Origin of the sequence: Cohnella soli (genome assembly GCF_042655525.1) — a bacterium.
Lineage (GTDB): Bacteria > Bacillota > Bacilli > Paenibacillales > Paenibacillaceae > Cohnella > Cohnella soli.
The window spans coordinates 961918-987648 of sequence record NZ_JBHSMI010000028.1 but is presented as its reverse complement, the minus strand read 5'-3'; the positions used below and the strand labels follow the sequence as shown (position 1 = coordinate 987648).

The following is a 25731-nucleotide window of genomic DNA, read 5'->3' as shown; positions in this document are numbered from 1 at the left end:
ACAATCGTTATTAAGATAGGAGGATGCGGTATGACACGCATTTATTTGCTGCGGCACGGAGAGACGGAATGGAATCACCAAGGAAACCGCTATTGCGGCATCACGGACATTTCGCTGAATGCGCAAGGAGAACGGCAGGCTCATTTGACAGGGTACGCGCTGCGATCAGCCAGCATAACCGCCGTCTACTGCTCGCCATTGCAGCGCTCCAGACAGACTGCCTCGATCATCGGCCAAATGCTGAATCTGGTCCCGACGGTCGATGAACGGTTGTACGAAATCGACTTCGGCTTATGGGAAGGCCTATCTCGCCGGGAAATCGAAGAGACGTACGGTCCGGAATGGGCAGCATGGACGAGGGACACCGATACGTACCGAGCCGGAACTACCGGTAATACCGGAGCTGAAATCGCCCAGCGCTACCAACTCTTCGCCAATGAGCAATCCGCGAAACACGCCGAAGAATCCATTCTCATTATCGGTCACAATACCGCCAACAGGCTCTTCATCACTGCAACATTAGATCTGCCTTGCCGGAAATACCGCAGTATCACCCAGCATAACTGCGGCATATCCATTGCCGACAGGCTGGACGAGGAATATGTCTGGATACAGATCAACGGCACAGCCCATCTTGCGACAAATGGCTAGACTGACGAAAACTCTCTCGAGTCGTTATTTTGACTTGCGCAAGCCATAGGCCAACCTCTAAAATGAAAAAAAGACTATCACAGGACGGGCCAGCTTGCTTGCAAACAAAACCAAAGTTGAGGAGATGAAAAACGGAATGAGCGAACAATTGCTGCAGCAGATCCTTACCGAATTGCGGGAAGTTAAAACCGATGTATCCGAGTTAAAGTCTGATATGTCCGAGCTTAAGTCCGATGTTGCCGAACTTAAGTCCGATGTGGCTGAACTTAAGTCCGATGTTGCTGAACTTAAATCCGATGTGGCGGAGCTTAAGTCCGATGTGGCGGAACTTAAGTCCGATGTGGCGGAGCTTAAGTCCGAGCAACAAAAAACGAATGCCCGACTCGACAAGATCGAGCAAGACACCGCACTCATTCCAATGATTCAGCGGGCAGTTCTGGAAACCTACGAGACGGTTCAGCAGCTTGCAGCCACTCAAACAAATTTTGAAATTAAAACCACGTCTGACCTGAATACTCACGAGCATAGCATCGATATTCTCAATCGCCGTCAATTCCGACTGGAAGCCGACTTGGAGAAGGTCAAAAATAGATAGGCTACGTGATCTTACGTAACAAGTTCACACACTTTTACCGTAATTCCCTCTCATTTCTCTCGAATTCGTCCGTTATGATGAACTCGAACCCCAATATGAGAGGAGCTTTCCCCCATGAAAAAACTGTCCAAAGTGTTAATCTCCGCCATCACATCCGTCCTTCTGCTCGCAGGCGCAGGCAGCGCGTTCGCCGCCACCGCGTCCACGACCGTCGCCAAACCGGCCGTGAAGAGTACAGTCGCCGCACCGGCCAAAAAGACGGTTCAAACGAAAAGTTCCGCCGAGAAGTCAACTCCGGTCAAAAAGAAAGCACCTGCCAAAAAAAGAACTTCGCACAAAACGAAAAAACATAAGAAACATCCGGTAAAAACGGCGAAGAAAAAAACAGTGAAAAAAACGGTAAAAACAACAGCCGCGCCAAAAAAAACCTCAACGGCAACCACCAAATAAAATCGGCCGTATAAGTGAATAGGCGAAGCGAGAACGGACTTCTCGCTTCGCCCTTTTTCTGCTAGATTAGAAGTGAAATCTTAGGTCGTGTTTAAAAACCCGCTCAGAGGGTATTCGACACGCCCTAGTACGGAGATGATGGCAGTGGCCCATATTGCGGTCGTCGACGACGATCTTCCTATTCTAGAGCTGATGGCTCAATATTTGCGCAAGGAAGGCATGCAGGTAACGACATTCCGCCACGGCGTAGGACTCGCCGATTGGACGCGACGTAACGAACCGGATCTGCTCGTGCTCGACATCATGATGCCAGGCGTCAACGGACTCGCCCTGCTGACCGAACTCCGAGCGTTTACGGAAATACCGATCGTGATGGTGTCTGCCAAAGGCGACGAAGCCGACCGCATCATCGGGCTGGAACTAGGTTGCAGCGACTTTCTCGCGAAGCCGTTTAACCCAAGGGAACTTGTCGGTCGGGTCAGGTCGCTGCTGCGACTCGTTGGCGCCAAGCAAGCCACGGATACTGTCACGGACCGGAGCCGCGCCATCGAAGCGGGCAATGTCACGCTCGATCCCGACTACCGCAGAGTCTTGGTGGAGAGCACGGAGCTGTCGCTAACCTCGCGGGAATTCGAGCTGTTCGCTTTCTTGCTTGGGCGGCTGGACCGGCCCTTCGGCCGCGAACAGCTCGTCGCTCAAATATGGCAGTACGATTTCATGGGCGACGTGCGTGTCGTGGATGATCTTGTCAAGCGATTACGCAAAAAGCTGGCGGAAGCGAGTTCGACCATCTCCATCGAAACATTGTGGGGCTTCGGCTACAAGGCGACGGTGAAACCCTGATGCGAACGATTCGCGGACGACTAATCCTGTCGCTTGTTCTCGTCATGGTGTTTTCCGTGTCGGTAACGATCTTCCTCTTCTCCGTCTATACGAACGGGATGTTCAAGGATCAGGCACGTACGCAGCTCGAGATCCAGCTTCAGAAAGCGCTTGAGGTGCTGGACGGCGGCGAGATCTCCGATCTTGACGACACTGACCTGGCAATCCGATTCAAAAATCATCTGTTCGACGCCGATTACGCCGTGCTTAATCCGCACAATCGCGTCATCGCCTCAAGCGATGCCTCGCTGATCGGCAAACACCTCCGGGCCGGCGTTAGCGGCACGACGGATACGCTCAGCAGACACGGCGAGCAGTGGTTATATACGGTGAACGATATCGACGACAAGCAACTGCGCCTCATGCTATTTACGCCGCTAGGCGCATTAAGCGGCTTCCACCGCAAATGGATCGCTATTGCCGCCGCCGCGCTTGCAGCGAGCTCGCTATTTATTTTCATGGTCGGCTTTTTCATGATCTGGAACACCACACGTCCGCTGAAGCGGTTGCGGGAAGCGGTCAGTGGTTACCGGCCGGACCGATGGTCTGAAGCGCTGCCGACTGCCGATTCCGGATCCGAGATTGGCAAGCTAATTCAGACATTCCACTCAATGACCGACCGGATCGGCCGCCATCATGAGCATCAGACGGCGTTCCTGCATCAGGTGTCGCACGAGCTGCGGACGCCGCTCATGTCCATTCAAGGCTACGCGATGGCCATCAAAGATCAGGTTGTACCGCAGGAGCAAGCACTAAACGTCATCTGCAACGAATCGCAACGGCTCATTCAGATGGTCGGTAAACTGTTGGAGTTGTCCAGGCTGGAATCGGAGAGTGAGCAATGGCCTGTGCAGATGGTCGACCTGAGAGAAATGGCGGGCAACGCGGCGGAGATCGTCTCGCCGCTTGCGGGGAAGGATGAGGTCGCGATCCACGTAGAAAGCGAAGACTCCATGTGGGCGGAGGTTCCAGCGGAACAGCTATTCCTCGTCATGCTCAACTTACTGTCGAACGCTGCACGGCATGCCGCCACACAGGCGAGGATCATGATTTCGCGGGAAGAGAACCAATGGAGAATCACCGTAGACGACGATGGACCTGGCGTTCCGGAAGAGTTGCGGGAGACGGTTTTCTCTCGATTCTACAAAGGGAACGACGGTGGTCTCGGCCTCGGTCTAACGATCTGCCGCCAAATCTCCGAGCGCATGGGCGCGACGCTCGTATGCGAGGTTTCCGAGTGGGGCGGCGCGCGTTTCCGTTATGAATGGAGTGCTTGAAGGCGGCGCCGTATTCTTTCTGCCCCGAGGCTGCAATCGGCATCGTTCTTCCTTCATATTCATGTGTTAAGCTCAAAAGTCTCTCGAAGAACGCTTTGTTTTCCGCCACCCAACCGCTCAAGATCAAATGTTCAAACACTTGGCGCTTGTGTGTAGCACTGCATCCCATACGCCGGCAAAAGGCTCTACGTCTTCCGATCCGAGCGTAATGAACGTTTGCAGTATATCTTCATTATGACGCCATTACGAATGCCGTTCTCCGCAGTTGCCGCAATCGATGATTTATATCGCATTGAACAAGGTAGATCGTCAGAGGAAGTTTATATGAAATTTCGTACATAGCAGTGCATGAGGTAGTCCGTCTGGGGGCGTTTGAGCGAAAATTCGTACAAAGCGGTACACGAGGGAGTCCGCCTGAGGATGCTTACGGTGAATCGGCAACTGGACGATACTGTCGTACTTTTTTAAAACATAAAAAGACACCTCAGAGCAATCTCCATCGCTCTAAGGTGTCTTCTGTTACCTACCAATGTTACTCTTTTGCTCCTGCCAGAGCCAAAACCCTTGATGCTACAGGCTTCGCAGCCTGTATTACATCATGCCGCCCATGCCGCCCATGTCAGGCATGCCGCCGCCAGCTGGAGCTTTAGGCTCTGGCTTGTCGGCGATAACCGCTTCGGTCGTCAAGAAAACAGCCGCAACGGAAGCCGCATTTTGCAGCGCGGAACGCGTTACTTTCACCGGATCGATGATGCCGGCTTCGAACATGTTAACCCATTCGCCAGTAGCAGCGTTGTAACCCGTGCCTACGGCTTCCTTCTTCAGGCGCTCGACGATAACGGAACCTTCTTGGCCCGCGTTAGCAGCGATCGTGCGGATCGGCTCTTCGAGAGCGCGAAGGATGATGTTAACGCCGGTTTTCTCGTCGCCTTCTGCGGACACAGCAGCAACTGCGCCGTATACGTTAACGAGAGCTGTGCCGCCGCCGGATACGATACCTTCTTCGACAGCCGCGCGAGTTGCGTTCAACGCATCCTCGATGCGCAGCTTGCGCTCTTTCAGTTCGGTTTCCGTTGCTGCACCGACTTTGATAACCGCAACGCCGCCAGCAAGCTTAGCAAGACGCTCTTGCAATTTCTCGCGGTCGAAATCGGAAGTCGTTTCTTCGATTTGCGCGCGGATTTGTTTCACGCGAGCTTCGATGTCGGCTTTCTCGCCTGCACCGTCGACGATGATTGTGTTTTCTTTGTTCACGCGCACTTGACGCGCCGTGCCGAGCTGTTGAAGCGAAGTCGACTTGAGTTCAAGTCCAAGCTCTTCCGTAATCACTTGACCGCCCGTAAGCGCCGCGATGTCTTGCAACATCGCTTTGCGGCGATCGCCGAAGCCAGGAGCTTTAACCCCAACGCAAGTGAACGTGCCGCGCAGACGGTTCACGATCAGCGTGGACAGCGCTTCGCCTTCGATATCCTCAGCGATGATCAGCAATTGCTTGCCGGATTGAACGACTTTCTCAAGCACAGGCAGCACTTCTTGGATATTCGTGATTTTCTTGTCCGTGATCAAGATCAACGGATTTTCGAGAATCGCTTCCATTTTGTCCGTGTCGGTGATCATGTATGGCGTAATGTAGCCGCGGTCGAATTGCATACCTTCCACGACTTCGAGATCGGTGTTGAAGCCTTTGGATTCTTCAACGGTAATAACGCCGTCGTTGCCGACTTTGCCCATTGCGTCCGCGATCAACTCGCCGACTTCAGAGTCAGCAGCGGAAATCGCTGCAACTTGGGAAATATCGCTACGGCCTTCAACCGGCTTGGAGATTTCTTTCAGTTTCTCGACTGCCGCTCTGACCGCTTTGTCGATCCCTTTGCGGATGACCATCGGGTTAGCGCCTGCCGTTACGTTTTTCAAGCCTTCGCGAATCATCGCTTGAGCAAGAACGGTTGCCGTCGTCGTGCCGTCGCCCGCGATGTCATTCGTTTTCGTTGCAACTTCTTTAACGAGCTGCGCGCCCATGTTCTCGAACGCGTCTTCCAATTCGATTTCTTTCGCAATCGTTACACCGTCGTTCGTGATCAGAGGAGAACCGAATTTCTTCTCCAACACGACATTGCGGCCTTTCGGTCCAAGCGTCACTTTAACGACGTTCGCCAGAGCGTCAACGCCGCGTAGCATTGCGCGGCGCGCGTCTTCGCTGAATTTAATTTCTTTTGCCATAGTAAGTACCCTCCCTATTATCCGTTATGAATTAACCCACGATCGCGTGGATGTCGCTTTCCTTCATGATCAAATACTCTTTGCCTTCGTATTTGATTTCAGTACCCGCATATTTGGAGAACAAAACGCGATCGCCTTCTTTGACTTCCAACGCAACCCGCTCGCCGTCCTTGTTCAACGATCCGCTGCCTACAGCAACAATCGTGCCTTCTTGCGGCTTTTCCTTCGCCGTATCCGGCAATACGATACCGCTTGCCGTTTTTTCTTCTTTCGCTGCCGCTTCAACGAGAACGCGGTCACCCAGTGGTCTAATCATGTAAATTGCCTCCTTCTTAAATTGTTCATGTTCGCAATTTTTGTTAGCACTCAATTACTTCAAGTGCTAATAACCATTTTCTATGATACGGATTTTTAATCCGCTTTTCAAGTCCTTTTACGTTAAAAGTCACACAAAAAAATGCGAATCCGCAATAGTCGCAGATTCGCACCTTGGACGTAACTTCAGTGTTAGCAATGAAGTTACCTCTTAATCAAGTTTTGAAGTTACCAACGAGCGCTTTCAGCCTACCTGCCATGACACTCAAGTTATCCGCTGTGCGGGCCATTTCTTCCGTCGAGGAAAGCTGTTCCTCCGTCATCGCCGACACTTGCTCGGTGAAGGACGCCGTCTCTTCCGTTATGCGGGTAATGTCCTGGATCGACTTCGCGACCGAAGCGCTACCTGCGGACATCTGCTCAACAGAAGCCGCTACATTTACGAAGTCCGATGTCAGTTGCCCAACGTTGCCGACGATTGTTCTGAACGTCTCTTCGGCGTTACGCATGCCGGATACGGCAGAGAACACTTGGCCGGCGCTTTGTTCGAACATCGTTGCAACCTGATTGATATCGCCGGACATCGTTCCGATCGTGTCGCCGATCTGAACAGCGGATTGCTGCGTCTGATCCGCGAGCTTGCGAATTTCGCCGGCAACGACGGCAAAGCCGCGTCCGTGTTCGCCCGCGCGAGCCGCTTCGATCGCCGCGTTAAGTGCCAGCAAGTTCGTCTGATTCGCGACCTCGGAAATGTAGCCGATAACTTCGCGTACTTGTTCGGACTTATGATTCAAGCCTCTGACAACTTCCTGCAAGGAACGGAATGCCGTCTCGACCTGAGCGATCTCCGCCGAAGTCGACTGCAGCAGCAACGAACCTTCTTGCGCGCTGCTGACGGTCGACTGCGCGGCGTCGGATACGCCGGTCGTCGTCGATGCGACTTGACTCAGTCCGTCCATCGTCTCTTGCATCGTCGCCGAGATTTCCTGGGACTGTGCAACTTGCGTCTCGGAACCTGCGGCGACCTTCTCAACCGCCTTGGAAACTTCGCTGCTGACGCGAGCATTCTCGTCAGCACCCTGCTTTAGTAGGATAGAAGAGGCGGCAAGTTCTGCCGTGCTGTCGCGGAGCTCCCGCATCATCTTCTGCAAGCCGTCCAACATATGATTGGCCGCATTGGCGAGATCGCCCATTTCGTCCGTCGAGCGAATATGTATTCGTCTGGTCAAGTCGCCTCCCGAAGAAGCGATATTCCTTAGCGTCGCGGTCACTCCGCCGATCGCGTCGGTCAATTGACGCGACATCCACATCATTCCGAAACCCGCAGCCGCCAGAATCACTACGAAAATGGCGATGACGCCGAACATTCCCGCAGTATGATCCTTTAAATTCAGGTTCGTCAGCAACAAAATAAATGCCAATACCAAAAGCAAGGCCAAACCCGCGAAACCAAACCCCATTTTCCGACCTAACGTCATATTCCGCATTCCTGTCCCTCCTGGATTTTCAACCCCAATGAAAGCCCTTTCTTGAGACAAGTGTACCATAATTTCGGCGATTGGAATACCGGATTTTGGCGGTTTCTGTTCTATTTTGCAAGAGCTGGCGATCCCATTAACCGCAAAGATTACGCCTCATCCATCGCTTCCATTTCGCGCTTCAACGCGCGCTGCCTTCTGTTATACGCGAACTTGGACAGAAGTACGCTGACTTCGTACAACAGCACGAGCGGAACGGCGACAAGCAAATCGGACACGACGTCCGGCGGCGTGACAACCACACCGATCACGATCATAATAAACCAGGCGATTTTCCGCATTCTGACAAGCAGCGACGGAGGAAGAATACCGATGCGGCTAAGAAACAAGATAACGAGCGGAAGCTCGAACAACAGGGAGATCGGCAGCAAAATATTAAACAAAAATGAAAAATATTGCGTCACGCCGTACGTCTGCTCAAGACCCAAATTCGCTGTGACATTTTCCGTGAACAAGTACGCCATCGGAAAGACGACGAAATAGGAAAACGCCAAACCGATCAGGAACATCACAAGCGCCCACGGGACGAACACGAGCGTCGCTTTCTGCTCCTTCACTCCCAATGCCGGCTTCACGAATGCCCACAACTGGAACATCGCGAACGGAATCGCCACGACGAAAGAGATCAAGAAAGCAAACTGCATATACAATCCGATGGCGTCCCAAGGCGAGAACGCGTGCAGGTCCAAATTTTTCACCGGCGCCGCTTCCACCAAATAATCAAAAACCGGTTGGGAGCCGAACAATCCTCCGACCAGACCGAGCACGAATACGATTAAGCAATAAATAATCCGTTTGCGTAACTCGCCAAGATGCTCCGTCAGCGGCATCCATTCATCGTTGCGTTGCGCGCTTTGGTTTTCAGCCATCTATCGTCTTTCGCCTCCTCGCGACAATGGGGCCGCCTCCAACGCGAAAATTGCTTCGCATCGAGAGGCCGGCCCCATAAGGTGTTTCGTTGCAGATTCGCTTATTCCGGCAGACGCCGTTCCGCTTTCTGCAGATCCGGTTGTTCCGGAGAAACGTCGACCCGGCTTGCCGGCTTCGGATCGTCCATCAAATCGTTGGCGCCTTTCTTGAATTCGCGCAACGTGCGGCCGAACGCTCTGCCCAGTTCGGGGAGTTTGTTAGGACCGAATAACAACAAGGCGATCAACACAAGCAAAAGAATACCCGGTGCACCAATACCGCTCATCGTATAACCTCCGTTCTCGTTATATTGTTCTTATCGTTCAACTATTCCGGTCGACCGCCGGCATGGAATCAGCGATGAAGTCCGCCGTAGCCAAGCGCAACGATGTCGTCCTTCGCAAGATTGTCCCCCGCCAATACTCTTGGCAACAAGACGTCGAATGAAGTGTATGGGTCATGCATGACGCACCCCGGCAATCCGAATATCGGAATACCGCGCAAATAACCGAACAGCAGCATCGAGCCTGGCAACATTGGCGTGCCATAACTGACGATGTCCGTTCCGGCTGCCGCTATCGCTCCGGGAGTACGATCGTCGGGATCTACAGACATACCGCCCGACACAAGTATCATATCATACCCTTGGTCGAGGAAATAGTAAATTTCATTGACAATTGTATGGCGGTCATCAGGGGCGAATCGCTGCTCAGCCACTTCCGAGCCGAGCGCTTCGAGCTTGGCCTTCACCACGGGGCCAAACTGATCTAAAATTCGCCCCGTGAACACTTCCGTGCCGGTCGTAAGCAAACCTGCTCTCAGACTGCGAAACGGCCGTACCGACACAGGAGAGAGACCGTTTTTTTCCCTGTACGATTGGGCAATTCGCTCCGCTTCGATAACTTTGGCTTCCGATACAAGAAGCGGAATAACTCGGGTCGCCGCAAGCGATTCGCCCACATGCACGACTCGGTCGTTGACGACGGTCGCGAGCGCGATATCCCCGAGCCGGTTAATGCCGTCCACCACTTCGCGTGCGACAACGGCTAGCCCCGTAATCCCGGACTTGAGCGATACTTTGCCCTCGTGCGGTTCGCTAAGCGCGATGTTGTCTCCCGCTAGCGAGATCGCCATTCGGAACGCAGCGTCATCTTCGTGCAAATCCGTATTCGCCATCTCGATCGCGTAAAGATGCTCCTTGCCGATATCTTTCAGCTTCGGAATATCTTCAGCGGACACCCTGTGTCCTTTGCGAAACAGCCTTCCTTTGAAGGTTCCGGGCAAAATCTGCGTTAGATCGTGCGCAAGCACCATACCGATAGCATCCTCGACTTTTACTTCTCGAACGATCGAGTCACCGATGCGAGCAACGTTATCTTCCCTCATTTCATTACTGTCTCCAACGCTCATAGCCGCCCTTGCTCTGAACGCAACCCTTTTACCTGATCGAGCGCTTCCGGCAAAATATCCATCACAGGCATCAGATGCTCGTGAACGCCTTTCGGATCGCCGGGCAAATTCAGGATAAGCGTCCGTCCGCGAATGGCGCAAATGCCGCGAAACAGCGCGGCGTAACGCGATCGCTGGCCTGCTCCCGCCCGCATCGCTTCCGGAATGCCCGGCACGAGCCTTTCCGCGACCATCAGCGTCGCTTCCGGCGTCACATCGCGAATCGCAAGCCCGGTTCCGCCTGTCGTCAATATCAGATCGGCTTTGAAATAATCCGCCATCTCGATCAGAGCCGCCCGAATTTCGTCCTTGTCGTCGGGAACGATCCGATAGTCGACGATATCACCCATCAGCTCCTCTTCGATCAATTCGCGAATGACTTGAGCACTCGTATCTTCGCGTTCCCCCCGAGAACCTTTGTCGCTAGCCGTTAATAACGCAACTTTCCATCTCATTCCATATCCCCCCGAACCCATGAGTCGGAATATTTTTATCTAATGAAGTCGCCGCTTTTGCCGCCCGTCTTACTGAGCAGCATGATGGGACCGATGACCATATCTTTCTGCAACGCCTTACACATATCGTAGACGGTTAATGCCGTGGCTGAAACAGCCGTGAGCGCCTCCATCTCCACGCCTGTTTTGCCTGTCGTCTTCACTTCCGCCGTAATCGTCAACGTCTCTTCCCCATCATAGGCGAAACGGATATCGACGCCTGTCAGCGGAAGCGGATGGCACATCGGAATCCAATCCGACGTTTTCTTCGCCGCCTGTATACCCGCAATTTGCGCAACTGCGAGCACGTCCCCTTTGGCGACGGACCTTTCGCGGATGCGGCGCAGCGTATCCGGGTTCATCGTGATCCGGCCTTCCGCCACAGCCACCCTTGCGGTGACCGACTTGTCCGACACATCGACCATTCGGGCCCGGCCTTGATCATTAAAATGGGTAAAATCGTACGTCTCCACGTTGCTCATCCACTTCCCCCTTTGTCGCCGCAAGTTAACCGAACGACGCCTTGGTCGGTCGCTACAGCGTCTAGCTGCAGATCATGAAGTTCTTTTGGCAGCCTGCCGTTGACGAGTTGGACGGAAAAAGCGAAGCCGATCCATAGCATCCGATATTCGCTTGTTCCATAAGCCATCCGGCCCGTAAGTTCCGCATACAGCCGATCGTAGTATCCTCCGCCGTAACCGAGCCTCCCGCCATGGCGATCGAACGCGAGTCCTGGTACGATAACGACATCCAGTACCTCCGATTCGTTCATTGGCCGTGTTATGCCCGGATCAGGCTCGGGCACGCCCCATCGCCCGCCGACCCAATCGGTTATCTTCTCGACTTCACGCAGTTCGAGATTTTCTCCTCCGTCCAACATCCGAGTCGCAAATGTTCGATCTCCGGCTGCCCGGCAAAACTCGAACAGTGCAAACGGCGAAGCTTCAGACTTAAATGCCGCGAATAACGCCACCCTCAGCGACCGTCCGAGCTTTTCCCTTAGCGACCGTAAAATATCGTTTTCAATTGTCTCGCTTATTTCTCTCGAAAGCCGTTGCCGCTCTTCCGGCGTGATTCCGTCTCTCGCTTCCGCCATCCGGCGGCGCCATTCGGACTTGCTTGCGGATTCGAGAAACTTGTGATCCGTCATGTTGTTTCCCGCCTCCGTCACTCCGTAAACAAACTTATTTCCATAATAGCACTATAGAAGCTTTTTCGCCAAAGCATTACGGTTTGGACATGACTTGCGCTCATACGGTACACTTGAGTGGATAGATCATCAACCAAAGAAATTGTCGGAGGGATTCCTCTTGCTTTTGCATGCATCAAACATTACGAAACATTACGGCATCACGCCCATCCTTGATGGCGTGTCTCTTCTCATTAACGAACGCGATCGCATCGGACTCGTCGGCGTAAACGGCGCGGGCAAGTCGACCTTCCTCCGCATCGTGGCTGGCGAACTGTCCGCCGACACAGGCTCCGTCTCCAAGCCGCGCGAGCTGAAAGTCGGTTATCTGGCCCAGAACGGCGGACTACATGGCCATCGCACAATTATGGAAGAAATGAATTCCGCGTTCGGGCCGCTGCTCGAACAAGAAAAAACATTGCAACAAATGGAACAACGCATCGCAGATCCTGCAGAGCTCGAACAATCCGAGCGGTATGAAGCACTTCTCGCCCAATATGCGGATCTTAGCGAGAAATTCCGCGAAAGCGGCGGATTCGAGATGAAAAATCGCATTCGGAGCATTCTGCACGGTATGGGCTTCGGCGGATTCGATCCAGATACGGAAGTCGCCTCGTTAAGCGGCGGACAACGAACACGGCTCGCGCTCGCCAGATTGCTTCTTGTGCAACCCGAGCTGCTTCTTCTCGACGAGCCTACGAACCATCTGGATATCGATACGCTCACGTGGCTGGAGCAATACTTGAGATCTTATGCAGGGGCGATGGTCATCGTCTCCCACGACCGCTACTTTCTGGACGCCATCGTTACTTCTATCGTCGAGATCGAGCGCCATGCCGCTACAAGATATACGGGCAACTACAGCCGATTCATGGATTTGAAGGCAGCCGCCTTCGAGCAGCAATCGAAGCTGTACGAGGCGCAACGCAAAGAAATCGCGCGCATGGAAGATTTCATTCAACGCAATATCGCTCGCGCGACGACAACACGACGGGCACAGAGCCGTCGCAATGCGCTCGAACGGATCGAACGACTCGAGAAGCCGGGTACACTCAAGCATGCGAGTTTCTCGTTCACGACGGAAAGAAGGAGCGGCAAAGAAGTATTGCGGGTCGTAAATGTCTCCGCGGCGCCGAAGGTAGATCTCCCACCGCTATTTCGTGACGTATCGTTCGAAGCGAAGCGCGGTGAACGGATCGCTCTGCTTGGACCGAACGGGATCGGGAAGACGACATTGCTGCGTGCGCTTGTCGAGAAACTGCCGATCCGTGACGGCGTAATCGAATGGGGAGCAGGCATCTCGCTTGGATATTACGACCAAGAGCAGCGCGAATTAAACGCTTCTAATACGGTGCTGGAGGAGTTATGGAGTCAATATCCAATGCTGCCTGAAGCAGAGATCCGCACCGTGCTCGGCAATTTCTTGTTCAGCGGCGAAGATGTGCGCAAAAAAGTCAGTTCTCTAAGCGGCGGAGAGAAAGCGCGCGTCGCATTGTCTAAGCTAATGCTCCTGAAAGCCAACGTATTATTGCTTGACGAACCGACTAACCACCTGGACTTGATGAGCCGAGAAGTACTCGAAGCGGCGCTCGAAGAGTACGAAGGTACGCTCATCTTTGTCTCCCATGACCGTTATTTTCTGAACAAAATCGCCGATAGAATCGTTGAGCTCGCCCCTGACGGTGCGACTCATTTCCTGGGCAATTATGACGAGATGGTCGACAAGAAACGTCAAATGCGCGAATGGGCGGAATCAAAACCTGAGGCGGGAGCTTCCAGTGCGGGTTCAGGTTCCAGATCTGCGGGCAGTGTCGACATCGACGGACTCGGCGGAACTATGAATAACTACGAAGCTGAGAAAAAAGCCAAACGCGAGGATCGCGCCCGCGCCCGCAAGCTGGAGCAAACGGAAGCCGACATCGCACGTCTGGAAGCGGAAATCGCGGCGTTGGAGCTCGAGATGGCGGACCCCGCAATGGCTACGGACTATATGCTTCTCAGGGAAAAACAAGACGAGGCTGAGCTGAAAAGAAGCGCCTTGGAGGAAGTGTACGCGGTATGGGAAGGTTTGATGGAAGAATAATCTCGGAAGCTTTTTGTTGACGTTGCGGTTATACACAGTCTTATCCACAGCTTGCGAATCCAATCCGAATGATCGGGATGAGATGATCCCGACCAAATCGATTGGTGCGCAAGCTTTTTTTGTCGAATTGCAGATGATGGGGAAGTCACCCACTGCCAAATCCACAATATCCACATTTTCCACAATTAAAATGTGAAAAACTAGTCCTGTTTTCATTTTGCTTTGAGCGCAGGCGCACCAAGGGTTTGAGCGTTTTATACACATTACACACAGGCAGTGTGCATAACTTTATCCACATACGGTCTGATCTTGGCGAGCGGAGGGTCTTTACAGAATGGGAAGCCATGGCCCAATTGCGCTATGCCATCACCTTATTGCGGTTAAAAGACCCGCCACACCAAGTCGAAATAAGGTGATCGACTACCCTGTTTACCGAGAAATGCCAAGGGAGTTAGAGAGAGCTTTATTTAGACAGTTCACGGGAGTTCGAGGTTGTTAGTGGTCTATCGTGGGTAGCTGTTACCTCGGCCCTGACCGTAAGTTGGCCACAAATCTTCAAATGAAAACGGCAATGCCTTGTCGCACGAAGTTCGTGCTAGAAGCATTGCCTTCTCAAACTGAACATTTTTTCTTGCGATCTACAGACTTTCGGATGCTTCAACCATAAGTTGCATTACCGCCTCCGTCACACCCCCAGAAAGCGACACCTTGCTTATTCTCCTGCAGCCTCACGCCGGGCTTCGCTCATGCGAGCGGCTATAATCACTCCGTTTACTGCCGCAACATAAGCTTTGGCCGCCGCGAGAATGATGTCTTTGTGTACGGCGGAGCCGATGTTGCGTTTGCCCGCGCTCGATACGGTGACGACTGCTTCTCCCGTAGCATCTTCTCCCGTAGACAGAGAGTGAAGCTCCAAGTCTTCGAATACGGCATCGACTGGCATTGCCTCGCGGATGCAATGGATGACCGCTTCGAGAGGCCCTTCCCCTGCGCCCGTATACGTCCGCTCTTCGCCGTCGGCGGAGCTTCGGATGGTGACCGATGCGATCCGAGAACGGTTCGAGCCTGCCAATACTTGCAAGTCAACGAGGGTGTAAGGCTGAATGATTGTATCCGTCGACTCGCCGACCAATTCCATCAGCACGTCGTCCGTGACGATTTTCAACTCATCGGCTTTCGCTTTGAAGCGGTTGTACAACGTCTCCATCTCATTCTCGTCAAGCGTAACGCCGAATTCGGAGACGCGATGTTTGATCGCGTGCCGGCCGGAATGTTTGCCGAGAATGATCATGCTGCGCGGAATACCCATTGCCTCCGGGTCCATAATTTCATATGTGTTGCGGTTTTTGAGCAAGCCGTCTTGATGAATGCCTGACTCGTGCTGGAACGCATTACGGCCGACGATCGGTTTGTTAAACGCTATCGGAAAATGCATCGTGCGGCTGACAAGCCGCGACGTCTCGTAAATGTGCTCGGTGCGGATGCCAGTCTCAACGCCCATCGAATCTCCGCGCGTCTCGATCGCCATAACCAACTCTTCCAGGGAGCAGTTGCCCGCCCGCTCGCCGACGCCGTTCACGCTCACTTCCACTTGGGTGACGCCGTGTCGGATCGCAGCCAAGCTGTTCGCCACGGCCAGCCCCAGATCGTTATGACAGTGCGTACTGTAGATCACTCGATCTCCGCCTCTAACATTTTGACGCACCCGAGTGAACAGCGGCCCGAACTCTTCCGGCAACGCGTATCCCATCGTGTCGGGAATGTTGATGATCGTCGCCCCTTCTTCGATAGCCGCTTCGACGACGCGGAACAGAAACTCCTCGCTCGAACGGGAAGCATCCATCGGAGAAAATTCGATCTCATCGACGAATTGCTTGCCGTACGCGACCATCTCCCTCATCATACGGACGACTTCGTCTTGCGTTTTGCGCAGTTGGAAGTCCAGATGGATTTGGGAAGAGGAAATGAACAGATGCAATCTGCGGCGTGCTGCGTCCTGCGTGGCGGCAACGGCAGCGTCGATGTCCGCCTTGACGCAGCGGGCGAAACCGCAAATTTCCGTCTGCTGAAGCTCGCGGGAAATTTGCTGGATTGCTTGAAATTCCCCTGGGCTGGAAATGGCAAATCCCGGCTCGATGACGTCGACGCCCATCCGAGCCAATTGACGCGCAATGACGATTTTCTGCTCCGGCTTCATCGACGCACCGGGCGCTTGTTCGCCGTCCCTCAGCGTTGTGTCGAATATTTTGATGCGGCGTTTGGCATTGGCAATGTCGCTTGCGATGTTTGTGTTTGTTGTCATAGGTACACTCTCCTTAGATGGTCGTCCTAAGGACGCCGATTCATTGCAAGAGAGCGACAGGTTCGCAAGAAGGGCGGCGCGCGCACCGGTCCCTGTCCAACAACGCGAAAAAGCCCGTCGTCTCTTAAGGCCAGAGACGACGGGCTTCGGGAAGCCGCCGCGGTACCACTCCACTTGAAGGCGTTCGTCTTCCGACGGACGAACGGACCTTCCACTTGTGCCGCCTGCGCTAGCCGTTCGGTCGACTGCGCCGCGAGCGCCCTGTATCGGGGGCCAACCGTAACGATGTACACAGGCGCGGCGTTTCTCCGCAACTTTCCATCGTTCCGCTCCCGGGCGAGTTCGGACTCCCTCTTCGACTGCGTCGCACCGTCCCGCAGCTCTCTGATCCCAAGGTTGTCTTACTACTCCCGTTCCTTGCGTATAAAATATAAAAGCCTTCCGTCTCTTGTAAGAGACGGAAGGCTAATTAGCACATCCGCGGTACCACTCTCGTTGATATTCCCATTAGGAAATATCCGCTCGTACCCGATCACGGGGGTTAGCCGTAGGAATGTACGCACCGGGCGTCACAAGGCCGCAGTGTTCCATTCTTCCGCTCCCAGGCGAGTTTCAGGTTCCCGTCTACTGCGTTGCACCGTCCCGCAGCTCTCTGATTCAGGGAGAAGCCCTACTGTTCCTGTTCATCGCGTTTGCAATGTTATGATCCCCTTGAGGATTGGTTTTTATTATATGCACTTGCCACTCATCTGTCAACAAGGCTTTTCTCCAACCTACACAGACCAATCCTCAAGCGACATGACCGCTTCCGCCTTCAAGTCGAGCGTGGAAAACTGCCCCCGGCGCCACTTCAAGTCGGCCGCTGCTGCTATCATTGCCGCGTTGTCGGTGCACAGCTTGTTCGGCGGAATGAGCAGCGGTAGCCCTTCCGCCTCACACAGCTCGGCGAGTCTGCCCCGCAAGCCCCGGTTAGCCGCAACGCCGCCGCACAGCAACATTTGCTTCGCGCCGAACGCTTTCGCCGCACGAATCGCTTTGCCGGTTACGACATCGATTACCGACTGTTGGAATCCTTTGGCCAGTGCCGAGAAATCCGGATCTTCGCCTTTCATCCGCGAGCGGTTGATCTCGGACAGCACAGCGGACTTTAATCCGCTGAAACTGAAATCGTATGAGTCCGGCTCCAGCCAAGAACGAGGCAAAACAATCTCTTCTGTCGCTTCCTGAGCGAGACGATCGACATACGGTCCTCCCGGATAAGGGAATCTCAAAGCTCGGGCAACTTTGTCGTAAGCTTCTCCGACGGCGTCATCACGCGTCCTGCCGATAAGACGGAATTTGCCTTCCGACTCGAGCAGCACGATTTCCGTGTGGCCGCCGGACACGACAAGCGCAATCGCAGGATATACGATGTCTCCGATCAACCGGTTCGCATAAATATGTCCCGCGATATGATGCGTGCCGATGAGCGGCACATCAAGCGCAAGCGCGAGGCTTTTGGCCGCAACGACGCCGACGAGCAGCGCTCCGATTAGGCCCGGTCCTTGCGTCACCGCAATGCCGTCGATGTCGGCAAAGCCAACGCCGGCTTCCTTGAGCGCTTCTTCCAAAATGATAGTAATGCTCTCCACGTGCTTACGCGAAGCGATCTCCGGGACGACGCCACCGAACTGGCGATGCGTCTCAATCTGGCTGGAGATGACGTTCGACAGCACTTCGCGCCCGCCCCGAACGATGGCGACGGATGTCTCGTCGCAGCTCGTCTCGATGGCGAGAAGCAGGCTCTCCCGCTCGGATACTGTAGATGATACCATTTAAGCTTCTTCCCTCTTTTCCGAACCGACGTACTCCGCTTCCTCATCGTCTTCCTGCACGAGATCGGCCCACATGATAAGCGCGTCCTCCAAATTATCCGAATAATATTCCGGACGCACGCCCGATGGGTAGAAACCCATTTGTCGATAAAGCGATTGGGCGATTTCATTGGATACCCGTACCTCAAGCGTCATCCGTCTCGCACCAAGAAAATAGGCGGTCCGCATCATTTCGCGAAGCAGCGACTTCCCATATCCCCTGCCCCTGTGTTTCTCCCTGACAGCGATATTGGTCACGTGGGCTTCATCGATAATGAGCCACATCCCGCCATAGCCAATGATCTCGTCCCCGCGCTCCATAATCATATATTTGGCGAACAAATTGTTCGTCAGTTCATTGCGAAAAGCCTCAGCGGACCACGGGGCGGTGAACGCCTCTCGTTCGATCTCGACAATCGGAGCGATGTCGTTTAGATTCATCAATCGATATTCCAACATCATCACTCTCCCCGAGAAGCCGTCAACAGTTTGGCTTCCGCTTCCGCCAATTGCGTGTAGTTCGGTATGAACGTATGAACATCGTCCCGTTCCCCTGCGCGAATGCGCTGTTCGCCGATTCGTCCCGCAGCAGCCGCGCTCACGTCACACGACAACGTTCGCAGCGGCACTTTTCCTGCTTCATTTGCTTGCTCGATTGCCGTTAAATGCGCGGGCAACAATTCGCCAACAAACCATACAGATTCGACGCCTTGTCCTTGCGCTTCGGAAGCGATCCGTTCCAGATGCGGCGCCCAATCAGCGATAAGTCTGATACCGTCGGCATCCGCGCGTTCCCAACTTCCTCCCGCTTCAGCGACGTGCCGCGACGTATATACTTGCCCGCGTCTTGCGTCCATTAGCGGAACGATCCACGTTTCTCCTTCGGCGTTGTCAGCGGTCTGCGCCGCCCCGTCCCGAATGATGTCCCAAGCCCCAAGCGCAAGCGACTCCAGACTGGATACGCCGACGAGGGGTTTGTTCCATGCCCAAGCTAGCGTCTTCGCCGCCGTTACTGCGATTCGGACGCCAGTATATGATCCCGGTCCCGTGCCGACCGCTATGCCGTCCAACTCTTCCGGCGTTATCCCGTTACGAGCCAGCAAATCTTTCAGTTCGGACACGATTCGTACGGAGTGGTTCCGCTCCGCAAAAGAAATCGTCGAATCCACTTGCTCTCCGTTCTTCACGATCGCTGCAGTAAAAGCTGCGGTCGAAGTGTCGAAGGCGAGCAGCGTAACGGATACGCCCGTTGCGTTCTCTTGCTCTTGATGTCGTTCATTCATTCGTCGTCGCCCTCTCCTTCGTAAGCCGGCAGCCCCAGCTTCTCGCACCATATCTCGTACACGGCACCGATCGGCTCGCAGACTAAACGGCGAGCATCCGGCCCTATCGTCTTAATGTTCACTTGCAGCCTTTCTTCCGGCAAAATCGGAGCGATAATCGACGCCCATTCGACGAGAGTGACGCCGCTCCCGTGAAAATATTCGTCCAACCCAAGTTCTTCCGCTTCCTCAAGCGAAAGCCGATAGACGTCCATATGATAAAAGGGAAGCTTGTCCCCTTCGTATTCCTTAATGATCGTATACGTCGGACTGTTCACGACGTCCGTCACGCCGAGCGCGGCGGCGAAAGCTTGGGCGAACCTTGTTTTGCCCGCGCCAAGATCTCCGTCCAGCGCAAGTACCGCACCTGGCACTGCCAGTGCTGCCAGCGATCCGGCGAATGAGACCGTCTCTTCGACGGAAGCCGCTTCGTACACGTATCGATTAGCCATGTCTTGATCTTACCCTTCCGGAAAATGATTGTAGCCGCCCTTGCCGAGCGGTTTTCTGACGCCGAACGCCGTCTCGAGCATGACGCCTGGCGTTCCTTCTTCGACTTCCCCGATCACGAAAAATGGCAATCCTTCCTCGCGGAAAAGAGCTTGTAACGCGACTTGCCGATTGCCGTCCGCTGTCCCGAGCAACACGTAATCTTCTCCGCCGTACAATATCCAATCTAGCGCCCGCTTGCCTTGAGCACTCGCGAACGAGGCGAGTTCTCCAGAGATAGGCAACGCGCTCTCACGCAACACAAGCTTGGCGCCAGACGCCTCGGCAATCTCCCATGCTTCGCTTGCCAAGCCGTCGCTTACGTCGTTGAGCGATTCTCCCCAACTTGTCTCCAACAGCAACCGACCGGCCTTCACCGAAGGCGCGGGTCTTCTGTGCGCTTGCACGAGTCGGGCAGGCAACGTACCTACGTTCGGCGCACCGCGCGACTGCATCAGCAACCCGTGCAGCCCAGCCGCGGACAATCCTGTCGGTCCGGTCAGAAATACGATGTGCCCGGGCTTCGCCCCGCTTCGCTTGATCGCCCGACCGGCCTCAACCACGCCGACAAGCGTGACGCTGATGACCAGATGCTCGGGAGCTGAAGTCGTGTCCCCGCCAACGACGGCAACGCCATATTTGTTCGCGCAAGCGTACAACCCGTCGTACAGTCGGCCAATTCTCATCGCGTTCCATGCCGGAGGCGCGCAGACGGATATAAGCGCGTGTTTCGGCAGACCGCCCATCGCGGCAATATCGCTGACATTCGCAGCCAGCGCCTTGTAACCGATATCGGCTTCTTCCATCGTCTCGTCCAGGAAATGAACCCGTTCCACCATTGCGTCCGCCGAAAGCAACCATTGCATGCCCGGAGCTCCGTCAATGACGGCCGCGTCGTCCCCGATACCTAGCGAGACGCCGGCCTTCTCCAGCAACGCCTTAGGCTGGCGGTGCTCCGTCCAGGAGCGGATGCGCGCGAACTCGTCCAATGGCGGCACGGCGACACCTCTTTTCGGAGCGAATTTGTTCCCTTCATTATAAGGGCGAAATCCCGATCATGCAAAGAAGTGCGGCTGCCACACCTTCTACCTATTCGAGTCTATCAAATCAATCTCCGGCCCGGCCGATCGAATGAGAATATTGTAATGGAATCGGATAATGCCCGTCATGACGGCGTTTATAGTCGACCGCCCGACCAATTGTCAATTTTTATAGCATGATCTCGCAAACAGATGCTGATAGACTTTGGGTTATTCCGACCCCGGCCAACGTGCCGGGCCAAACATAAGGGAGGATTTCAACCTATGAATAAGCGCAACAAGAGCACTGTTACGAGAATCGTCGCCCTCGGTACGCTGGCATTGGCCATCTCCGTCCCGACGGGCGTCGGAGCCGCGTCGGCCGCAACACCGGCTACCGCAACGACAGTTAAGACGATCATTTCCTACGGTGGGGGGCTCGACTTGAACGCCCTTCTGCAACAATATTTGAACTATTATTTTCCGACAGGCAGCAATGGTCAAACGACAAAGCCGGGAACTTCAAAACCTGGAACATCAAACTCAGGTACAGGCAGTGGCAGCACGGGCGGCAGTACGGGAGGTTCGACAGGTAACACAGGAAACACAGGAAACACAGGTAACACGGGAAGCAGCGGCTCCGGTTCGGCAGCGACTTCCGCTTACGCGACGCAAGTCGTGACGCTTGTGAACCAGGAGCGTGCCAAAGCTGGCCTAAGCCCGCTCAAATCGACGAACGCTACGCTAACAAAGATGGCGCTCGACAAGGCGAAAGACATGTACAACAAAGGGTACTTCGATCACAACTCCCCGACATACGGTTCGCCGTTCGACATGATGAAACAATACGGCATTATCTACAGTTATGCGGGCGAGAACATCGCCAAAGGTCAACGGTCGCCTCAAGAAGTGATGACGGCATGGATGAACAGCCCGGGTCACAGAGCAAACATCATGAGCCCCAACTTCACGACGATCGGCGTCGCTTACTACAACGGCGTCTGGGTGCAGGAATTTATTTCGTAACTTCTGGCAGACTGCGTTCATTCCGCCGAAGCGGTTAATCGCTTCATGGAATAATCCAGTTATTCAGCCTCTTTAGAGTCCGAAACGGAAGCCTTAATGGAAAACTACAGCTTTTTTTATCCAACTCTACACTTATGGGCGTATTTAATGGATTTTTCCATGAATCGCATACAAGCATTCGACGCGACGTGTATTCCATTAAAAAAACTACGACGGCACAATTCACAAACAAGCGAAAGCCCCGCGGGAGAGAATAGTGTTACGGGATCACCCTATCGACTGCTCCGGCGCCTGTTGAAGAACAAATAAGGTTACGGCGTAACGTTATTCCATACAAGAACCCCTAATATACTTCTGTGGAATACCAATAACGTTATGCCACCGTCTTATTCGCACCGCCGAAGCCATTTCGGGACGAATAAAACTGTTCCATAGCGCTATTCCGCTGCATATCGGACTTTTGTTAGTCGATTGTGCCATCGTAGAAAAAAGAGCTTCGCGAATGGTCGCCTTCCGGCGGCTTTCGCGAAGCTCTTTCGTATGTGCATTGCCAATAGTATGCTGATTATACTTTCAATACATCGTGATCGACGTAACGCTCGCCGTTCAGCTCGCTGATCACGTTGATCGCCACTTTTGCGCCGTCGCCTGCCGTAATGATCGTATGCATGCTGACACCTGCAGCAGTGCCTGCCGCCCATACGTTATCCAGACTCGTCCGGCCTTCCGGCGTGCAATCGAACACCGTCTTGATCCGCGGTTCCGTCCCCGGTTTCGTACGAATGCCGCTAGCTTCCGCGATGTCCGTGAACATCCCCGTTGCGATTATGACGTGCCCAGCTTCGTAAGTTTCTCCATCGGTCTCGATTGTAATCGAGCCGTTACCCGCCGACAGCTTCGTCGCTTTCGCCGTTACGAATGTCGCGCCGAACTTGGCCGCTTGCTTCTGGCCGATCGCCACAAGGTCCGGGCCGGTAATGCCGTCGACTCCGTAATGATTTTCCAGCCATGCTCGTTTCGTGACGCTATGGTCGTTGTCGATTACTAGCGTTTTCTTCCCGGCTTTCGCCGTGAAGATCGCTGCGCTCGCTCCCGCAGGACCTCCGCCGATAATGGCGATATCATACATAGCTGTTCACTCCCAATCGAAATAGTAGAAACTATTCCCATTGTAACACAGTTATCCGATACCTCAATCCCCAAGCCGCATGCTTGAGTTGCATGCTCAAACCTTCCACTCAAGCTTCGTTCCTGAAACTAACGTCCGGCTTCTTCCAGCCGTTCTACGCCTACGGTTTGCGTATTCGTCGGACTTTGGCCGATCTGCACCGTTGCTACACCGTTCGCGACATCCACTTTCTCGATCCATACCGATTGTCCGTCATCCAGCCTGACTGGAATCGTATCCGACGAATCGTATATTTCCTGGGCTCTTCGTGCGTTCATGGCTCGTCCCTCTCCATGTAGTCTGTTGAAGATTCGGTAATAAGCCCGTTGTGAACAGTCACCTGTCCGCCTCCAAGCCCTTCATTGATCATCCGATCGATGTCCATGTCGTACACGTCTTTTCCTTCATGAATTGAATCCGATATGACTTGTTCTTGAGATGCTTGAACATCTTGAAATTCGTTCTCCGCGACCATCGTTCCTTCGCTCCCTTCTGAAATGGCTTTGCATCCTTTCCAAATATGCCCCTCCCGATTGATTTCCATGCGGTCGGGGAAGCTAAAGACTGCTAATCAATAGCCACCTATGTGAAGGAGAGCATGTCATGCACACGATCTGGAAAGGCGCGATCAGCTTCGGACTCGTCCACGTCCCGGTCAAAATGTTCGCGGCTACCGAAGACAAAGACGTTCATCTGCGGATGATTCATAAGGAGTGCGGCACGCCGGTCTCTAACGTTCGGACTTGTCCGCATTGCCAGAAGGAAGTCGAATGGGAACAGATTGCAAAAGGTTACGAATACAAGAAAGGCCATTTCGTTCTGTTCGAGCCCGACGAGCTTGACGCAATCAAACCCGAGAACACTCGAGCGATCCAGATTCTGGATTTCGTCGACTTGACGGAAATCGATCCGATCTATTATCAGAAGGCTTATTACCTTTCTCCTGATCAGGCAGGGTCAGGTGCGTATAACTTGCTGCTCGAGGCGATGCGCCAATCAGGGAAAATCGGCATTGCCAAAATCGCCATCCGCAGCAAAAGCAGCCTGGCGGCGATCCGCCCTCTCGAGAATTGCATTTGCATGGAAACGATGCATTTTCCCGATGAGATCCGTTCTTTGCAGCAGGTGCCCAATTTACCAGAACAAACGACGGTCAACGACAGGGAGCTCAGCATGGCGAAGTTGCTGATCGATCAACTCTACGCTCCGTTCGATCCCGAAAAATACTCGGACGATTACCGCGTCGCTCTTCAAGACGCGATTCAGCGCAAAATTTCCGGCGAGAGCCCGGGTATCGTCACCGCTCCGGCAGCGGAACGGACGAACGTCATCGATCTGATGGCAGCTTTGCAAGCAAGCCTCGAGGCGACGAAACCAACGGCAGAACCTACGCCTCCCGCCGACGAGGACGCTCAAGAAGGCGCTGCCGGCAAAGCGAAACCAAGGGGCACCCGCTCGCGCAAAAAAGAAGGGGCAGTTCCTTAATTCTGCCCCCGAATAGCCAGTGGTTCCATTATAGTTGCTTAAATGTGCATGTGGTCGGATTCTCATGCGGCGCTATCGCCTGAAGCACCGGATGCCGCATCGTGCCGGTCGGCGTCCACTCCATGTACTGGACTTTAACCGCCAGTCGGGGATCAAGCCAGATCGCTTCTCGATACTTGTCCGGCTTCTCCGAAAATGGCATCGAGGAGCGCTCGAGAGGAGCAACAATCTTGCGTAGCTCTTCGCTTTGCTGCCCGGTGAGCTTACCCATGCCCGCACGACCGATGTAGACGAGCTTGGAGCCGATCTTCGCTGTTTCCGAATCGTCGTACAAGCCGAGCAGCAACGAGCGAACAACGCCTCCTTCAACGATCGCGCCGCCCACGACTGCATACAAGTCGCGGAACACTTTTATTTTTAGCCATCTACCGTCTTTAGCTCCGATACCATACGTGCTTTCGAGTTTTTTGCAGACGATTCCTTCCATTCGATGTGCATTCATCGCTTCGAGCAACTGCGATCCGTCAGGGTAATCGGGAACGGCCTGAACGACGGGGCCGGGAATCAGTAAATCGCTCAGCCATTTCCTCCGCTCCCGAAGCGGCCGTTCCGTCACCCATTCGCCGTCGATCGCGAGCACGTCGAACACCATATACGCAACGGGCGTTTCCTGAATGGCACGTTCGATCGAGGAAGGATTCCTTGCACCGTCTCGCTTCATAATCTCACGGAACGATGGCTTACTTTTGTCGAAGGCGATTATTTCTCCATCTAGAATAAATTGCTTCGCACGGCAATAATCCGCCGGCCTCGCCAGCTCTGGATAATGAAACGTTCTCTCGTTCAGACGGCGATTAAAAAGACGAACGCCGCTCTCGCTTCCATAAGTAAGCATGCGGACGCCATCCCATTTCACTTGTGCGATCCACTGATCGCCGCTCGGCGCTGCTTCCGCAGCGATTGGCTCGAAAGGTTTGACGGGAATTATCGGTTCATTCATTGCGATAGGCCAGCC

General features: G+C 54.0%; 27 protein-coding genes and 1 other annotated feature. Of the genes, 8 read left to right on the top strand and 19 right to left on the bottom strand.

Annotated features, from left to right (window positions below):
* The first annotated feature begins 30 nt into the window (after positions 1–30).
* From ACFPOF_RS20180 to ACFPOF_RS20160, 5 genes are all read left to right on the top strand, one after another.
* Positions 31–651 (top strand): histidine phosphatase family protein, encoded by a 621-nt coding sequence (locus ACFPOF_RS20180; RefSeq protein ID WP_378135928.1) that lies wholly within the window; start codon positions 31–33, stop codon positions 649–651.
* A gap of 94 nt (positions 652–745) precedes the next feature.
* Entirely contained in the window at positions 746–1246 is a 501-nt protein-coding gene (locus tag ACFPOF_RS20175) for an LPP leucine zipper domain-containing protein (RefSeq protein ID WP_378135926.1), read from the top strand.
* Between the two features lie 114 nt (positions 1247–1360).
* Complete coding sequence (locus tag ACFPOF_RS20170) at positions 1361–1696, top strand: hypothetical protein (RefSeq protein WP_378135924.1); 336 nt, start codon at positions 1361–1363, stop codon at positions 1694–1696.
* Positions 1697–1840: 144 nt separating this feature from the next.
* Complete coding sequence (locus tag ACFPOF_RS20165; RefSeq protein ID WP_378135922.1) at positions 1841–2539, top strand: response regulator transcription factor; 699 nt, start codon at positions 1841–1843, stop codon at positions 2537–2539.
* Positions 2539–3855 (top strand): HAMP domain-containing sensor histidine kinase, encoded by a 1317-nt coding sequence (locus ACFPOF_RS20160; RefSeq protein WP_378135920.1) that lies wholly within the window; start codon positions 2539–2541, stop codon positions 3853–3855. Before ACFPOF_RS20165 ends, ACFPOF_RS20160 begins: the two co-directional genes overlap by 1 nt.
* Before the next feature lie 591 nt (positions 3856–4446).
* On the opposite strand, the gene groL is transcribed toward ACFPOF_RS20160, so the two are convergent.
* The 9 genes from groL to ACFPOF_RS20115 form a co-directional block, all read right to left on the bottom strand.
* Positions 4447–6075, bottom strand: coding sequence for a chaperonin GroEL (groL, locus tag ACFPOF_RS20155; protein WP_378135918.1), 1629 nt, complete (start codon positions 6073–6075; stop codon positions 4447–4449).
* A 31-nt stretch (positions 6076–6106) separates the two neighbouring features.
* Entirely contained in the window at positions 6107–6391 is a 285-nt protein-coding gene (gene groES, locus ACFPOF_RS20150) for a co-chaperone GroES (protein WP_378135916.1), read from the bottom strand.
* A 214-nt stretch (positions 6392–6605) separates the two neighbouring features.
* The gene (locus tag ACFPOF_RS20145) at positions 6606–7877 is read right to left on the bottom strand and encodes a methyl-accepting chemotaxis protein (RefSeq protein WP_378135914.1); all 1272 of its coding nucleotides are present in this window, start codon (positions 7875–7877) and stop codon (positions 6606–6608) included.
* A gap of 140 nt (positions 7878–8017) precedes the next feature.
* A complete protein-coding gene (gene tatC, locus ACFPOF_RS20140; RefSeq protein ID WP_378135912.1) occupies positions 8018–8797 on the bottom strand; it encodes a twin-arginine translocase subunit TatC in 780 nt (259 codons plus the stop codon).
* A 101-nt stretch (positions 8798–8898) separates the two neighbouring features.
* Complete coding sequence (gene tatA, locus ACFPOF_RS20135; RefSeq protein ID WP_378135910.1) at positions 8899–9123, bottom strand: twin-arginine translocase TatA/TatE family subunit; 225 nt, start codon at positions 9121–9123, stop codon at positions 8899–8901.
* 68 nt (positions 9124–9191) lie between these two features.
* Positions 9192–10223, bottom strand: coding sequence for a molybdopterin-binding protein (locus ACFPOF_RS20130; protein WP_378135908.1), 1032 nt, complete (start codon positions 10221–10223; stop codon positions 9192–9194).
* Positions 10224–10243: 20 nt separating this feature from the next.
* Complete coding sequence (locus ACFPOF_RS20125; protein WP_378135906.1) at positions 10244–10741, bottom strand: MogA/MoaB family molybdenum cofactor biosynthesis protein; 498 nt, start codon at positions 10739–10741, stop codon at positions 10244–10246.
* 35 nt (positions 10742–10776) lie between these two features.
* Positions 10777–11262 (bottom strand): cyclic pyranopterin monophosphate synthase MoaC, encoded by a 486-nt coding sequence (gene moaC, locus ACFPOF_RS20120; RefSeq protein WP_378135904.1) that lies wholly within the window; start codon positions 11260–11262, stop codon positions 10777–10779.
* On the bottom strand, positions 11259–11930 hold the full coding sequence (locus ACFPOF_RS20115) for a 5-formyltetrahydrofolate cyclo-ligase (RefSeq protein ID WP_378135902.1): 672 nt from the start codon (positions 11928–11930) through the stop codon (positions 11259–11261). The genes moaC and ACFPOF_RS20115 overlap by 4 nt, the downstream gene beginning before the upstream one ends.
* A 160-nt stretch (positions 11931–12090) precedes the next feature.
* Between ACFPOF_RS20115 and ACFPOF_RS20110 the strand changes: the two genes are divergently transcribed.
* The gene (locus ACFPOF_RS20110; RefSeq protein ID WP_378135900.1) at positions 12091–14052 is read left to right on the top strand and encodes an ABC-F family ATP-binding cassette domain-containing protein; all 1962 of its coding nucleotides are present in this window, start codon (positions 12091–12093) and stop codon (positions 14050–14052) included.
* 712 nt (positions 14053–14764) lie between these two features.
* Here ACFPOF_RS20110 and ACFPOF_RS20105 read toward each other — a convergent pair.
* The 6 genes from ACFPOF_RS20105 to thiL form a co-directional block, all read right to left on the bottom strand.
* The gene (locus ACFPOF_RS20105; RefSeq protein WP_378135898.1) at positions 14765–16354 is read right to left on the bottom strand and encodes a 2-isopropylmalate synthase; all 1590 of its coding nucleotides are present in this window, start codon (positions 16352–16354) and stop codon (positions 14765–14767) included.
* 450 nt (positions 16355–16804) lie between these two features.
* Positions 16805–17050, bottom strand: a binding site (T-box leader).
* 77 nt (positions 17051–17127) lie between these two features.
* Entirely contained in the window at positions 17128–18168 is a 1041-nt protein-coding gene (gene tsaD / locus ACFPOF_RS20100) for a tRNA (adenosine(37)-N6)-threonylcarbamoyltransferase complex transferase subunit TsaD (protein ID WP_378135896.1), read from the bottom strand.
* Positions 18169–18666 (bottom strand): ribosomal protein S18-alanine N-acetyltransferase, encoded by a 498-nt coding sequence (gene rimI, locus ACFPOF_RS20095; RefSeq protein WP_378135894.1) that lies wholly within the window; start codon positions 18664–18666, stop codon positions 18169–18171.
* A gap of 2 nt (positions 18667–18668) precedes the next feature.
* Positions 18669–19490 (bottom strand): tRNA (adenosine(37)-N6)-threonylcarbamoyltransferase complex dimerization subunit type 1 TsaB, encoded by an 822-nt coding sequence (tsaB, locus tag ACFPOF_RS20090; RefSeq protein WP_378135892.1) that lies wholly within the window; start codon positions 19488–19490, stop codon positions 18669–18671.
* Entirely contained in the window at positions 19487–19981 is a 495-nt protein-coding gene (gene tsaE, locus ACFPOF_RS20085; protein WP_378135890.1) for a tRNA (adenosine(37)-N6)-threonylcarbamoyltransferase complex ATPase subunit type 1 TsaE, read from the bottom strand. The genes tsaB and tsaE overlap by 4 nt, the downstream gene beginning before the upstream one ends.
* Positions 19982–19990: 9 nt before the next feature.
* Positions 19991–21016 carry a thiamine-phosphate kinase gene (gene thiL, locus ACFPOF_RS20080; protein ID WP_378135888.1) on the bottom strand — a complete coding sequence of 342 codons (1026 nt, stop codon included), beginning with the start codon at positions 21014–21016 and terminating at the stop codon, positions 19991–19993.
* A 306-nt stretch (positions 21017–21322) separates the two neighbouring features.
* Here thiL and ACFPOF_RS20075 point away from each other — a divergent pair, with 306 nt between their 5' ends.
* Positions 21323–22063 (top strand): CAP domain-containing protein, encoded by a 741-nt coding sequence (locus ACFPOF_RS20075; RefSeq protein WP_378135886.1) that lies wholly within the window; start codon positions 21323–21325, stop codon positions 22061–22063.
* A 565-nt stretch (positions 22064–22628) separates the two neighbouring features.
* Here the strand turns inward: ACFPOF_RS20075 and ACFPOF_RS20070 are convergent.
* From ACFPOF_RS20070 to ACFPOF_RS20060, 3 genes are all read right to left on the bottom strand, one after another.
* A complete protein-coding gene (locus ACFPOF_RS20070; RefSeq protein ID WP_378135884.1) occupies positions 22629–23192 on the bottom strand; it encodes an FAD-dependent oxidoreductase in 564 nt (187 codons plus the stop codon).
* Positions 23193–23320: 128 nt separating this feature from the next.
* Positions 23321–23509, bottom strand: a complete 189-nt coding sequence (locus ACFPOF_RS20065) for an H-type small acid-soluble spore protein (RefSeq protein ID WP_378135882.1) — start codon at positions 23507–23509, stop codon at positions 23321–23323.
* Positions 23506–23706, bottom strand: a complete 201-nt coding sequence (locus ACFPOF_RS20060; protein WP_378135880.1) for a hypothetical protein — start codon at positions 23704–23706, stop codon at positions 23506–23508. Before ACFPOF_RS20060 ends, ACFPOF_RS20065 begins: the two co-directional genes overlap by 4 nt.
* A 128-nt stretch (positions 23707–23834) precedes the next feature.
* Between ACFPOF_RS20060 and ku the strand changes: the two genes are divergently transcribed.
* Positions 23835–24716 (top strand): non-homologous end joining protein Ku, encoded by an 882-nt coding sequence (ku, locus tag ACFPOF_RS20055; RefSeq protein WP_378135878.1) that lies wholly within the window; start codon positions 23835–23837, stop codon positions 24714–24716.
* Positions 24717–24744: 28 nt separating this feature from the next.
* Here the strand turns inward: ku and ACFPOF_RS20050 are convergent, their stop codons facing one another.
* Positions 24745–25716 (bottom strand): ATP-dependent DNA ligase, encoded by a 972-nt coding sequence (locus ACFPOF_RS20050; protein ID WP_378135876.1) that lies wholly within the window; start codon positions 25714–25716, stop codon positions 24745–24747.
* Positions 25717–25731: the final 15 nt, after the last annotated feature.

Coding starts and splice junctions, on each gene's coding strand:
- groES (WP_378135916.1), bottom strand. CDS start 6,391: ATGATTAGACCACTGGGTGACCGCGTTCTCGTTGAAGCGGCAGCGAAA.
- groL (WP_378135918.1), bottom strand. CDS start 6,075: ATGGCAAAAGAAATTAAATTCAGCGAAGACGCGCGCCGCGCAATGCTA.
- ACFPOF_RS20115 (WP_378135902.1), bottom strand. CDS start 11,930: ATGACGGATCACAAGTTTCTCGAATCCGCAAGCAAGTCCGAATGGCGC.
- ACFPOF_RS20160 (WP_378135920.1), top strand. CDS start 2,539: ATGCGAACGATTCGCGGACGACTAATCCTGTCGCTTGTTCTCGTCATG.
- ACFPOF_RS20060 (WP_378135880.1), bottom strand. CDS start 23,706: ATGGTCGCGGAGAACGAATTTCAAGATGTTCAAGCATCTCAAGAACAA.
- ACFPOF_RS20075 (WP_378135886.1), top strand. CDS start 21,323: ATGAATAAGCGCAACAAGAGCACTGTTACGAGAATCGTCGCCCTCGGT.
- ACFPOF_RS20065 (WP_378135882.1), bottom strand. CDS start 23,509: ATGAACGCACGAAGAGCCCAGGAAATATACGATTCGTCGGATACGATT.
- tsaB (WP_378135892.1), bottom strand. CDS start 19,490: ATGAATGAACGACATCAAGAGCAAGAGAACGCAACGGGCGTATCCGTT.
- tsaE (WP_378135890.1), bottom strand. CDS start 19,981: ATGGCTAATCGATACGTGTACGAAGCGGCTTCCGTCGAAGAGACGGTC.
- ku (WP_378135878.1), top strand. CDS start 23,835: ATGCACACGATCTGGAAAGGCGCGATCAGCTTCGGACTCGTCCACGTC.
- rimI (WP_378135894.1), bottom strand. CDS start 18,666: ATGTTGGAATATCGATTGATGAATCTAAACGACATCGCTCCGATTGTC.
- moaC (WP_378135904.1), bottom strand. CDS start 11,262: ATGAGCAACGTGGAGACGTACGATTTTACCCATTTTAATGATCAAGGC.
- tatC (WP_378135912.1), bottom strand. CDS start 8,797: ATGGCTGAAAACCAAAGCGCGCAACGCAACGATGAATGGATGCCGCTG.
- ACFPOF_RS20180 (WP_378135928.1), top strand. CDS start 31: ATGACACGCATTTATTTGCTGCGGCACGGAGAGACGGAATGGAATCAC.
- ACFPOF_RS20070 (WP_378135884.1), bottom strand. CDS start 23,192: ATGTATGATATCGCCATTATCGGCGGAGGTCCTGCGGGAGCGAGCGCA.
- ACFPOF_RS20170 (WP_378135924.1), top strand. CDS start 1,361: ATGAAAAAACTGTCCAAAGTGTTAATCTCCGCCATCACATCCGTCCTT.
- tsaD (WP_378135896.1), bottom strand. CDS start 18,168: ATGGTATCATCTACAGTATCCGAGCGGGAGAGCCTGCTTCTCGCCATC.
- ACFPOF_RS20105 (WP_378135898.1), bottom strand. CDS start 16,354: ATGACAACAAACACAAACATCGCAAGCGACATTGCCAATGCCAAACGC.
- ACFPOF_RS20145 (WP_378135914.1), bottom strand. CDS start 7,877: ATGCGGAATATGACGTTAGGTCGGAAAATGGGGTTTGGTTTCGCGGGT.
- tatA (WP_378135910.1), bottom strand. CDS start 9,123: ATGAGCGGTATTGGTGCACCGGGTATTCTTTTGCTTGTGTTGATCGCC.
- ACFPOF_RS20050 (WP_378135876.1), bottom strand. CDS start 25,716: ATGAATGAACCGATAATTCCCGTCAAACCTTTCGAGCCAATCGCTGCG.
- ACFPOF_RS20130 (WP_378135908.1), bottom strand. CDS start 10,223: ATGAGGGAAGATAACGTTGCTCGCATCGGTGACTCGATCGTTCGAGAA.
- ACFPOF_RS20125 (WP_378135906.1), bottom strand. CDS start 10,741: ATGAGATGGAAAGTTGCGTTATTAACGGCTAGCGACAAAGGTTCTCGG.